Raw genomic sequence first — 11673 nt, 5'->3', positions numbered from 1 at the left:
GTGGGCACCCACGGCATACGACGTTATCGCGATACCCTCTATGAGCAGGTGAGGACCCCGCTCCATGATGAGCCGGTCCTTGAAGGTCCCGGGCTCACTCTCGTCGGCGTTCACCACGACGAACTTGGGCTTATCGGTCACCTTCGGCATGAAGCCCCACTTCACGCCGGCAGGAAACCCCGCCCCCCCACGGCCCCGCAGGCTGGCCTTTTTCACCTCTTCGATGATCTGATCCGTATCCATCCGGAGGGCCTTTTCAAGGGCCGAGTAACCGCCGTGCTTTACATAGGTGTCGATGAACCGGTAATCATCGAGGTGGAAATATTTCGTGAGGACGAGTTCCATCTCTCTCCGCGTTTTTCAATCACCGCTCGATAAAATTTCGTCTATCTTCTCTTCCGTCAGGTTCTCCACATAGTCGTCGTTGAGCTGCATGACCGGCGCCGTTCCGCAGGACCCCAGGCACTCGACCAGCGACAGGGTGAACTTCCCGTCGGGGGTGGTCTCGCCCGGCTCGATACCGAGCTTTCCGGAAATATACTCGATGAGGTGGAATGCCCCGAGGAGGGAGCAGGAGACGTTCCTGCACACCTGCAGGTGATACCTGCCGACCGGCTTCTGGTTCAACATGGTGTAGAAGGTTACCACCCCGTGGACACGGGCGGGTGACAGGTCGAGGAGTTTCGCCACGTACCTGATCACATCGGTAGATATGTGCCCGAATTCCCTCTGGGCGATGTGGAGCGCCGGCAGGATGGCGGCCTGCCTGGCAGGATAGCGCGTAAGCGCCTCGTTGAATTCCCGCATCCCCTGGTCTGAAAACCGGATGCCCGTCTCCTTACCGCTCATCTCTCGAGTTCTCCGGCAATGATATTCAGGCTGCTCATAACAGCTATGAGATCCGCCACCATATGTCCCCGGACCATCTGGGGCATGGCGCTGAAGATGGCGAAACAGGGGGGCCTCACTTTGATCTTGTAGGGAGTTCCCTCACCGGAACTTATGATGTAGAAACCGAGCTCTCCGTTTGCCGCCTCCGTGGCATGGTACACCTCGCCCGGCGGGACCTTGATGCCTTCCATGATGATCTTGAAGTGGGCCATCAGCGCCTCGATGTTTTCGTGCACCTCATCCTTCGGGGGGAGGATCACGTCCCAGTTCTCCACGTTGATCGGCCCGTCCGGTATCTGGTCGAAGGCCTGCTCGAGTATCCGCAGGGACTGCCACATCTCCTCCATCCTGATCAGGTAGCGGTCGTAGGTATCGCCGTTGTCGGTTATGGGGATGTCGAAGTCGAAGCGGTCATACACGAGGTATGGCTGGTCCTTCCTCAGGTCGTAGGGCACGCCGGCTGCACGCAGACAGGGGCCCGTAAACCCCCAGGCGATGGCATCTTCCGCCGATATAGGGCCGATGCCGATGGTCCTGTCCATGAATATCCTGTTCTTCGTCACCAGCCTGTCCACGTCTCTTATGGCATTCGGGATGGTTTCCCGTATAACGTGCCGGGCTTTCCTGACCCAGGTATCGGTGAGATCGGCCATGAGGCCGCCGATCCTCGTGTAACACGTGGTCAGGCGGGCGCCGGTCAACTCCTCGACGAGATCGTAGATATCTTCCCTGGGCCTCCAGAAATACCAGAAATTCGTGAGGGCTCCCAGGTCGACCAGGGCGGCGCCGATGCACAGAAGATGGTCCCAGATCCGTGACAGCTCGCAGATGATGGTCCTTATGTACTCAGCCCGCTCGGGCACATCTATCCCGATGAGCTTTTCCACGGCCATAACGTACCCCACGTTGTTCATGAGCGGCGAGACGTAATTCAACCGGTCCGTATAGGGGATCACCTGACCCCAGGTGGTGTTCTCCGACTCCTTCTCGAAGCAGCGGTGGAGAAACCCGATCTGGTTGTCGCAGTTGACGATCGTTTCCCCGTCGAGCTCGACAACGATACGGAACACGCCGTGCGTTGCCGGGTGGGTCGGCCCCAGGTTGAGGATGACGTTATCACCCTCCCGCTCCATCCACTCTACGCCGTATTCTCCGGGGGGGAAATTATTTTCCGTCCCTTCGCTCACGACCTGCCCCCTACGTGTCCTTTTCCGGTTCCCTGGCTCCCTTTTCCCTGCCGCTTCCCCGCATGAGATCTGTCGCCTTTATCACCCTTCTCACGTCCTTTTGGGGATCTGGAAAATCGAGGCTCGGAACCGTTGGATGCCTGAGATCCTTCTGGTAATCCTTTCTCAAGGGGTGCCCCTCGAAGCCATCGTACATGAGAATCCTGCGCAGGTCCGGGTGCCCCTTTACCTTTATGCCATACATGTCCCAAACTTCCCGCTCGAACCAGTTGGCACCCTTCCATATCCCGGTGACCGTCTCGACTTCGGGGTCATCGTCGGGAACCCTCGTTTTGACCCGTAGCCTGCGATTCTTCGCCGAGGAATAGAGGTGGTAGACGACCTCGTACCTTGGTTCCCTCTCGAGCCAGTCCACCGCCGTCACGTCCATCAGGAAATCGAAGGACATCTCCGGATCGTCCCGCAGAAATCGCATTAAAGAGAGGAGAGCGTCCCTTTCGACGACAACCGTGTCGTCACCTTTGAAAGAGAGTGTCTCCAGGACATGATCCGAAAAACGCTCCCTTATATGCTCCAGTACCGAACTGCCCGGACTCATTTATCGTACCGCTCCTTCCACTTCTCTTCCCAGCTTTCCCTCGCCCGCGGCTCCCCTTTCTCGATCATCTCCTTGATCATCATCATCCCGTCGATCAGCGATTCCGGCTTCGGAGGGCATCCGGGAACGTAGACGTCAACGGGGATGAACCGGTCAACCCCCTGAACGACGCTGTAGTTGTTGTAAAAACCCCCGCAGGTGGCGCATGCGCCCATGGCGATCACCCACTTGGGCTCGAGCATCTGTTCGTAGATGGTCTTGAGGGCGGGCGCAATCTTGTAGTTCACCGTACCGGCGACGATCAGGAGGTCGGCCTGGCGTGGGGAAAAACGCACCACCTCCCAACCGTACCGAGAGATGTCGTAGTGTGTCCCCACCACCGCCATGAACTCGATGGCGCAGCAGGCCGTGCCGAAGGGAAGTGGCCAGAGCGAGTATTTGCGGGCCCAGGAAAGTACCTTCTCAAAACGGGTAAGGAGAATGGGGCTTCCCAGCCCATCGGAACTGTCGTTCTTTGCCATATCGGCCCTCCTCGGCAAGCATCACTATTGTACTGAAAAAAGACTCCCTGTAAAATTCAATAAAACCCGGGAAACCGTATACTGTTTGAATTGGCACGAAAACAGTGCGTATTCGGTTATCTATTATAGCACCTGATCGCCAAACACGCCGGATTTCCGGGACATACCATGAACGCACGGGGGACGTCCCCGCCGGGATTCCGGCCGTCGAAGACTTTCCTCAGACGGCGTGATCACCATTTCCATCTAATTTTACAGATAGCTGGAAGCTTAAGAACCTTCGTTTGGGGGGCAAAAGTAACTGAGGATCCGGCAATATGGATTTTCCGTCAGTGATGTTTCCTGCCCCTGTCGGGGCCGCTTACCTTATCCTCCAGATCTCTGAGCCTTTCCATCAATTCCTCGGGGCCAATCTTGCTCTTCCTGTGGCCGGCAAGCGTTGCTATGTCCTCACATACCTTTTCCAGCATCTCGACAAACCATGCATCCTGCAGCGAGCCACCCGACGCCCTCTCTAAAGCTATCCTGTAGGCACCGAAAATAAGGCGGGCAATTTTCTGGGCATTCCCGTGCGTGATGAACGACATGGCAGGGTCGTGGTCCACGAGAATGATAAGAGCCGTCGTTTTGCGCTCGTCTCCGTTGTTGTACTTCACGTCAACTTCGTCTCTTGAATCATCGGACTTTATGACGATCTGTTTTTTTCCCACGTATCCTCCTGGAAAAAAATAGCTTTTGTTCCCCATTACCTTTGCGATGCTCAGATATCCCGATCGAACTCAAAATATCTATAAAATATATTGACAAAATCGTCTTTGTTTAAGATATTATAATACACTTTCCCATTTTCTGCTATATTACAATCGTTTGTCACGCCTGCAAGCCGCCTGAGCCATCAAAACAATGTACGAACTCTCTTTTCTGGTTCAGGTTTTCATTCCGCATTCCGAATTCCGCAATCCGCATTGCCACTGTGTGCGATGGTACTGTTTTCTGTCGCTTTTCGGTTCCGGTCTTTAATGCCCCTCCCACACCCCGGCGGCAACGGCGAGAAGGGAGAGGGCAAGGACCACCCAGTGAAATGCGCTGAGCCGGAAGAAGACCTTTTCCGGGTCGATCTTCTCGGGCCTGTCGAAGAGGATTTGAAAGATTTTTCTCTCGAAGGCGAGCACGAGCGCGAAAACGACCCACACGACGAGCATGACCGTTATCCCGACACCGTCGGCAGTAAAGAGTTCCCCGAAACGCTCCGTAAGATACAAGAGCGCAAAACCGGAAATCCCCGCAAGGACGACGTAAACCCTGGCATGCCTTGCGAACCTTCCCTCGATGCGCTGAAACATCAGTGCCTTTTCGAGGGAGTCCTCCATCTTGAGAAGCATGGGAAAGATGATGACCGTCACGAAGGCAACTCCCCCGATCCAGAGAACCACAACAACCACATGGAGCGCGGTGAAAAGTGATATGAGGAAATCAGGGCTCATAGACCCAATATGCAAAAATGGTAGTCCCGGGTTCTAAGTCCCGAGTCCCGGGTCCCGTGTCCGGAGTTAAAAATAGATTGCCAGAACAACAGAAGCCAAGAGGTTGATCGATTGCGTACTTCTGATCTTGCCCACGCCAAAGCTTCCTGGTTTTCCGGAACTCCGGGTCCCGGGAAGTTCGGACCGATCGCTGCATTCTGTTTTCCTGAAGTTCAGATGTTCTCGATTTTCATTCCGAATTCCGAAATACCCCTGGCACACATGCTGCCGCTATCAGCCGTTCATACCGGCGGGGTATTCACTGTCCCGGCCCGTAATTCTCAGCCAGGTAGTCGATGATCATTCCGGCCTCTTCATCGGTAATGGGGCAGCCGTTGGTGTTTTTCATCCTCATCACCGTCGCCTCCCAACCCTCGATCGACTTCTTCTTCCCCTTCGGGCGTTCGATGGTGTGGCAGATGCTGCACTTGGTCTCAAAAAGCTGTTTCACATCTACTTTCTCTTCACCATTCACCACGCGCGGAACCCATGAAATCGTGATAAAAACCAGCACGAGAGGATACATCAGGGCCTTTTTCATCGGATTTTCCTCCTTATCCTCTTTGATCTCTCCAAGCGGACAACACGACCTTTCACCCCATTGCCCCAACACGGTGCCATTCCATTGTATTAAAATGACAAACCCTGTCAAATGGGCTGGTCACACCTCGGGTAAAAAACGGGACGAAGGGACGGGGAGGAAAATTCAGCCTGTCGATAATCACACGAAAACCAGATGTTGCCAAAGAGTAGGATCTTATCCGGAAACACTATTTTCCGCCGGGGATTATCGGTAATTTACGCGCCGGGAGCACCGGTGGTATAGTGGTTTCGCAGGAACAGGGGAACAAACTCAGCCTCCACCCTGTCTAAAGGTATGGCGGAAGAAACCCACATAAACCGGGATGAGGACGAAAAGCTTGTAAACCTCTGTAAAAAGGGCGACATGGACGCATTCGAGGCACTGGTGAGAAAGCACCAGAAGCGGGTATTCAACGTCGCCTACCGGATGGTGGGGAGCTACGACGAGGCTTCCGATATCGCACAGGAGGCGTTCATAGCCGTGTACCGGGGAATTAAAAAGTTCGAGGGAAGGGCAAAGTTCTCCACGTGGGTCTACACGATAACGATCAACACCGCGAAGAACCGGCTGAGCCAGTTAAAAGCCAGGAGGGCGCGGGAACCTGCCTCCATTGAGGACCCGATACGCACAGCAGGCGGAGAGATACACGCAGAGCCACGTTCGAAAGAGCCCTCTGCCCTCGACATGCTCGAAACCAGGGAGTTTGAGGAAAGGGTCAAGGAGTGCATCGACGCCCTGGATACCGATTTCAGGGAGGTGATTGTGCTGAGGGACATGCAGGGGTTAACATACGGTGAGATATGCGAGGTGCTTGGCGTCCCGCAGGGGACGGTAAAATCCAGGCTCTTCCGCGCCCGGGATTCGCTCAAGGAGTGCTTGAAAAAAGTGATGGGGAATTCGTGAATGGAATGCGAGCAGATACGGGAAAACCTTTCGGCATATGTCGATGGTGAAATCAGCGGGGAGGAAAGAGACCGGGTCGAGGGGCACCTGGTTGCCTGTGAAACGTGCGCCGGGGCTTTAGCCGAGCTGAACGCGTACCTTGAACGCATCGGGAAGCTCGAAGAGGTAGACCCTCCCCCCTGGCTGACCCAGAAGGTCATGGCGCGCGTTCAGTCGGAGTCGGAGGAAAAGAGGGGATTTTACCAGCGGTTTTTCCCGCAATTTCTCCTGGCCCGCCCGATCCACGCCCTCGCAACAGTCCTGATACTGGTCCTTTCCGTGTACGTCTTTCAGTCGATGAAAACAGGGGTTCAAAAGCCCGAAGAGAGCAAGGAAGTCGCGAAAAAAGTGACAGACGACATTTCGTTGCCCGTGGAAAAGAGGCAGGCGCCGGGTGAGACGGCCCCGGACGCCGGCCGCCGGGAAAGGGACGAGCAAGAGAAAGCCCCGGCAGGGGCGGTTATGGAACGTGCAGCACCCGCCCCCGGGCGCAATTTGAGTGAGGCTCCCGCACAGTTACCTCCGGCAGACAGAGAAAAGGTCGGGGCGGACGGGTATGCGCAGGCACCTGCTGTAACGTCCCCGGCCTCCCGGGAAAAACAGGCGCAAGAGCATGCCGGCAAAGCAGCCAAGGGTGAATTCAGGCCCTTGATAATGGGGGAACCGGCGACAGGCAAGTTTGACGTGAAGCTGATCGTGACCGTTTCGGACCTTGAAGCTGCCCGGGATGAAATAGAAGAGATACTGGCCAAAACGGCGGGAACCGTGATCCTTAAGAAGCATTTCGATACAAAAGTGGCCACATTTCACGCGGCCACCGGAAAAGAACATATCACCGCCCTCAAGGGTCGCCTCTCGAAGGTCGGGAAGGTCAGGCAGGAAAAGGGTGCCTTCGAGGGTGAAAGGGCGGGGGGAGAAGAGGTGGTCGTCATGATCGAGATCTACCCTGCAGGGCAAAAACCCTGACCATCTCCCGTACCGGTATGCTCCCAAACGCTTCTGTGATATTTTTAAGGGAACGGGGAAGAGGCACGACAGGGAGGATAAAAAGGAGCGCGATCTATGGAAGGAGTTTTCATTGCAGGATTGATCGGGTTCGGGCTGGGAGCGTCGCTTGTTGCCGCAATCCTTTTTTACAGGAGAAAAAGGCGCAAATCGAAGGAAAAGGTGCAGATATTCTCATCCATTGAGGAAATCCGGCAGGTGGGCGAGCTCGTTGCGTTCAAGATCGTGACCAAGGAGATCGTCACCGCCGCAGACCACTGGTTCGGCGACATCGGAAAGAAATATTTCCTCTGGCTCATATCCACGAAAAAAATGGCGATGATCTTCGAATTCTCCATCGATTTCAAATACGACTTGAAGAGCAGGGACTTTGAAATCCAGCACGTGGGCGAAAACAGATACCGGATGAAGATGCCGAAATGTTTCTACGACATCCACATAAAAGACATCAACTTTTACGATGAGCAGACCACGAAACTGCTCCCCTGGCTCCTTCCCGACCTCATAAACAAAGCTTTCGGCATGGGGTTCGATGAAAGCGACAAGAACCGGCTCGTCGAGGAAGCGAAACAGCAGGCATCCCAAATGGCGGTGGAGATGGTCCGGAAGCTGCGATCCGAGGTCCAGAGTTCCGCCCGGCAGACGCTGGAGACCATAACGAAGGGATTTGGCGCCGAACTCGCTGGCGTCGATTTTTCCGACTCCGAGCTCGTCCAGTTGAGCGTTGAATCCCCTTCCGTTGCCGAGCTGGAGCAGGCGCAATAAGAGTAGTCCCGGGTCACCTTTCTCAAAGTACTGTAATTCGGATTTCGGAAATCGGAATGCGGAATGAAAATCAAATATAATTTTGTCGAGCTGTTTTGATAGATCGAATGATGATTGAGCGAATTTCGTTTGCTTCAGTTGGCAGTACATCGAGATCTCTTTGGTTTACATTCTTAGATCCGGCAAGGAGATCCAACCAATAAATCGTTTCATCGGCTTCTTCTTCAACGATGCCCAATTTAGCAATAAATTCGGCCCGTGATCTTGCTCTGCACGCAGCATAGTAATTAGCCCCAATCGATGTTCCCGATTTGAGTATTTGCCGGCCGAGGACAAATGTGGTTTGGTTTTTCGGAAGTTTTTCCGCAAACTCTATGATCATCAATGCAAAGTGCTTGAGCCTCTGTCTTAACTCTTTGCTCATGTTTACCCCATAAAAAAACTTTCTTTTAATTTATCTAAAGCAATAATAATTCCGCATTTATGTTTTACTGTTTTTATTCCGCATTCCGAATTCCACATTCCGCAATACCATGAGACAGTCTGCAATCCGTTGTCCACAATCCATGGTTCTGGCAAAAAAGTGGGAACATTTTACCTGCCTGCCATGTCTAACCAGGTAAAGCTCGCTGAAAATAAACTTGAAGGAGGATAGAAATGAGCAGGAAAACCTTGATAACGGCTTTTTTGGTGTTGATGATCGCAAGCATGGGCTGCAGCCAGCCGGCAGGTGCGGCGAAGGAAAAAGCAGGCCCGGACGCACTTTCAACGACCCTCGACGATCAGACACAGGTGGCGATCACGATCTACAACGTCAACCTCGGCCTGGTAAAGGACCAGAGGGAGATAAAGCTCGGCACGGGAACCTCGGAGCTCCGCTTCATGGACGTGGCGTCCCAGATCATCCCCACGAGCGTGCACATCAGGTCGATCGCAGAGCCGGGCAGTATCCTGGTGCTCGAGCAGAACTACGAGTACGACCTCCTGAACCCTCAAAAGCTCCTCGAGAAATACGTGGGCAAGGAGGTGAAGCTCTACTACAGGAACCCCTACACGGAAAGGGAAGAGATCGTCGTTGCCACCCTCCTCTCGAACAACGGGGGGCCGATCTTCAAGATCAACGACGAAATCACCTTCGGCCATCCCGGGAGGATAATCTTCCCGAAGGTGCCGGAAAACCTCATCTCGAAGCCGACCCTGGTCTGGCTTCTTCAAAATGATCTGAGAAAGCCGCAGAGGCTGGAGGCCACCTACCTTACGAACGGGATAAACTGGAGGGCCGACTACGTGGTGACCCTGAACGATACAGACGACAGGGCCGACCTGTCGGGATGGGTATCGATCGACAACAAGAGCGGTACGACATACAAGAACGGGAAGATCAAGCTCGTCGCCGGCGACGTGAACAGGGTCAGGGACGAGCGGCAATACCGGGACAAGATGATGCGCTACGCGGTGGCCGAGGCGGCGAAGCCGAGGGAGCAGTTCAGGGAAGAGGAATTCTTCGAGTACCACATCTACACCCTTCAGAGGCCCGCTACCATAAAGCAGAACCAGACAAAACAGATAAGCCTCATAAACGCGGGCGAGGTCCCCGTCCGCAAAGAGCTGCTCTACTACGGCGCGAGCCACTATTTCCGGAGCAGGCACGGGGAGATGATATCGAACCAGAAGATCGGCGTCTTTTTGGAGATCGCCAACAGGAAAGAGAACAACCTGGGCGTTCCCCTTCCCAAGGGAACGGTCCGCGTCTACAAGCGGGACAGCGAGAACAGCCTTCAGTTCGTCGGGGAAGACTCGATAGACCACACCCCGAAGGACGAAAAAGTCAGGGTGAAAATGGGGGACGCCTTCGACGTGGTGGGAAGCAGAAAGCAGACGGACTGGAAGAAGATCGCCTATGACACCTACGAGGCGGCCTATGAAATCTCACTGCGAAACCACAAGAAGGAAGACGTAATGGTGAAAGTCGTCGAGCCGATTCCCGGCGAGTGGAAGATACTGAAAACCTCCCATGATTACGCAAAAACCGAGTCGCACACCGCCGAGTTCAACATCCACGTGCCGAAGGACAGGGAGACGAAGCTCACCTACCGGGTCAGAATGAGGTTTTAAGCAAAAAAGAGACGGGCACATCCCGCACATATAAAGGGAAAGGCCCCCGCCTCGTAAGAGACGGGGGCCTCTTTTTGTCTCTGAAACTCGTACGAACAACTTCCCTGCCCTACAGGACAATCTCGGGCGAAAATCCCCTTCTCGTCGTGTTCTCCGTGACGACGCGGGGCTCGAGAAACTGGAGCAGGTATTCGAATCCTCCCGCCTTCGAGCCGACTCCCGACATCTTGAAGCCGCCGAAGGGCTGCCTTCCCACGAGGGCCCCCGTGATTCCCCGGTTGATGTAGAGATTTCCCACTTCGAACTCCTCAGCCACCTTCCTGATGTTTGCGGGGCTTCTCGAGAAGAGCCCCCCCGTGAGGGCATATTCCGAATCGTTTGCGATCGCTATGGCCTCTCCGATGGTTTTTGCCTTCATAACGGCCAGGACGGGGCCGAATATCTCCTCCCGGAGCAGTGCTGAGCCCGCGGGAAGATCCGTAAATACGACGGGAGAAACGAAGTAACCCCTCTGCGGCACGGAAACGGTTGCCGCAACGACCCCCTCCGCCTCGCCCACCTCCCGGTAGCGCAGGATCCGCTCTTTCGCCCTTTTATCGATGACGGGGCCCACGACGTTGGCGGGGTCATCGGGGGGCCCCGCGGTCATGCTCTTTACCGCCTCCGTTAAGCGGGCAAGGAACCTTTCGTAGCAGGAGGAAAGGACGACAACCCGGGAGCAGGCCGAACACTTCTGCCCCTGGTACCCGAAGGCAGATTGCATGACGCCGGCCACGGCCAGGTCGAGGTCCGCGTCCCCGTCGACGATTATCGCGTTCTTGCCGCCCATCTCGGCGATGACCTTCTTGACGCCTTCCTGCCCTGCCCCGGTCCTGCCCGCCTTCTCCACCATGCCGAGCCCCACCTCCTTTGAGCCGGTGAAAGCGATCAGGTTTACCCGGGGGTTCTCGACGAGAAAATCGCCGACCTCGCTGCCACGGCCGGGGATGAAGTTCAATACCCCGCCGGGGATGCCCGATTCGGCGAAGACGGAATAGACATGATATCCGCAGACGGGGGAAAGGCTGGAGGGCTTGTAGAGGACGGCGTTTCCCGCAACCAGGGCAGCCGAGACCATCCCCACCGATATGGCGAAGGGGAAGTTCCAGGGGGCGACGACGAGGGCAACGCCCCGCGGGCGGTAAAAGTGCCTGTTGTCCTCTCCTGGCAAATCTCCCATCTTTCTGGGCTTTGCGAGCCGTTCCATCTCCATTCCGTAATAGGTAAGGAAGTCGATCGCCTCGGCAACGTCGGCATCGGCCTCGGCCCAGCCCTTGCCCACCTCATATATCTGCCACGCGACAAATTCGGCTCTTTTGTTCCGCATGACATCCGCCGCCTTGAAGAGATACCCGGCCCGCACCTCCGGGTCGGTCCGTGCCCACTCTTTCAGGGCAGCCGCGGCAGACGCGACCGCTTTTTCGGCCAGCCCTCTATCCACCGCGCTTACCGTCCCGACCACCTCTTCGGGATCAGCAGGATTCACCGATACGATCTCTGCATT

The 11673-nt window shown here is 55.3% G+C and carries 12 protein-coding genes and 2 pseudogenes (2 of these 14 cut by a window edge); 4 read left to right on the top strand and 10 right to left on the bottom strand.

Annotated elements, in window-relative coordinates; genetic code table 11:
- From nuoF to GTN70_00990, 8 genes and pseudogenes are all read right to left on the bottom strand, one after another.
- Positions 1-345: pseudogene (gene nuoF / locus GTN70_01025) on the bottom strand (NADH-quinone oxidoreductase subunit NuoF) (it extends 889 nt beyond the left edge of the window).
- Between the two features lie 15 nt (positions 346-360).
- Positions 361-849 (bottom strand): NADH-quinone oxidoreductase subunit NuoE, encoded by a 489-nt coding sequence (gene nuoE / locus GTN70_01020; protein NIO15579.1) that lies wholly within the window; start codon positions 847-849, stop codon positions 361-363.
- A complete protein-coding gene (gene nuoD / locus GTN70_01015) occupies positions 846-2024 on the bottom strand; it encodes an NADH dehydrogenase (quinone) subunit D (protein ID NIO15578.1) in 1179 nt (392 codons plus the stop codon). The genes nuoE and nuoD overlap by 4 nt, the downstream gene beginning before the upstream one ends.
- 64 nt (positions 2025-2088) lie before the next feature.
- Complete coding sequence (locus GTN70_01010) at positions 2089-2676, bottom strand: NADH-quinone oxidoreductase subunit C (GenBank protein NIO15577.1); 588 nt, start codon at positions 2674-2676, stop codon at positions 2089-2091.
- Complete coding sequence (locus GTN70_01005; GenBank protein ID NIO15576.1) at positions 2673-3197, bottom strand: NADH-quinone oxidoreductase subunit B; 525 nt, start codon at positions 3195-3197, stop codon at positions 2673-2675. Before GTN70_01005 ends, GTN70_01010 begins: the two co-directional genes overlap by 4 nt.
- A gap of 329 nt (positions 3198-3526) precedes the next feature.
- A complete protein-coding gene (locus GTN70_01000; GenBank protein NIO15575.1) occupies positions 3527-3907 on the bottom strand; it encodes a hypothetical protein in 381 nt (126 codons plus the stop codon).
- A gap of 306 nt (positions 3908-4213) precedes the next feature.
- Positions 4214-4681 carry a hypothetical protein gene (locus GTN70_00995; GenBank protein ID NIO15574.1) on the bottom strand — a complete coding sequence of 156 codons (468 nt, stop codon included), beginning with the start codon at positions 4679-4681 and terminating at the stop codon, positions 4214-4216.
- Positions 4682-4979: 298 nt separating this feature from the next.
- Positions 4980-5261: a hypothetical protein gene (locus GTN70_00990; protein ID NIO15573.1), complete on the bottom strand. Its 282-nt coding sequence runs from the start codon at positions 5259-5261 to the stop codon at positions 4980-4982.
- A gap of 405 nt (positions 5262-5666) precedes the next feature.
- Here GTN70_00990 and GTN70_00985 point away from each other — a divergent pair, with 405 nt between their 5' ends.
- The 3 genes from GTN70_00985 to GTN70_00975 all read left to right on the top strand — a co-directional run bounded on the left by GTN70_00985 (position 5667) and on the right by GTN70_00975 (position 8015).
- Complete coding sequence (locus tag GTN70_00985) at positions 5667-6206, top strand: sigma-70 family RNA polymerase sigma factor (GenBank protein ID NIO15572.1); 540 nt, start codon at positions 5667-5669, stop codon at positions 6204-6206.
- The gene (locus tag GTN70_00980; protein NIO15571.1) at positions 6207-7211 is read left to right on the top strand and encodes a DUF2275 domain-containing protein; all 1005 of its coding nucleotides are present in this window, start codon (positions 6207-6209) and stop codon (positions 7209-7211) included.
- 96 nt (positions 7212-7307) lie between these two features.
- The gene (locus GTN70_00975) at positions 7308-8015 is read left to right on the top strand and encodes a DUF4230 domain-containing protein (GenBank protein NIO15570.1); all 708 of its coding nucleotides are present in this window, start codon (positions 7308-7310) and stop codon (positions 8013-8015) included.
- 70 nt (positions 8016-8085) lie between these two features.
- Here the strand turns inward: GTN70_00975 and GTN70_00970 are convergent, their stop codons facing one another.
- Entirely contained in the window at positions 8086-8439 is a 354-nt protein-coding gene (locus tag GTN70_00970) for a four helix bundle protein (GenBank protein ID NIO15569.1), read from the bottom strand.
- A gap of 272 nt (positions 8440-8711) precedes the next feature.
- On the opposite strand from GTN70_00970, the gene GTN70_00965 reads away from it, so the two are divergent.
- Positions 8712-10130: a DUF4139 domain-containing protein gene (locus tag GTN70_00965; protein NIO15568.1), complete on the top strand. Its 1419-nt coding sequence runs from the start codon at positions 8712-8714 to the stop codon at positions 10128-10130.
- Between the two features lie 109 nt (positions 10131-10239).
- Here the strand turns inward: GTN70_00965 and GTN70_00960 are convergent.
- Positions 10240-11673, bottom strand: a pseudogene (locus tag GTN70_00960) (aldehyde dehydrogenase family protein); it runs 1485 nt beyond the window's last position.

Source organism: Deltaproteobacteria bacterium, from assembly GCA_011773515.1.
Classification (GTDB): domain Bacteria; phylum Desulfobacterota; class Deferrimicrobia; order J040; family J040; genus WVXK01.
Note: the sequence above shows the minus strand (reverse complement) of the source record. Positions and strands in the feature narration are given on the sequence as shown.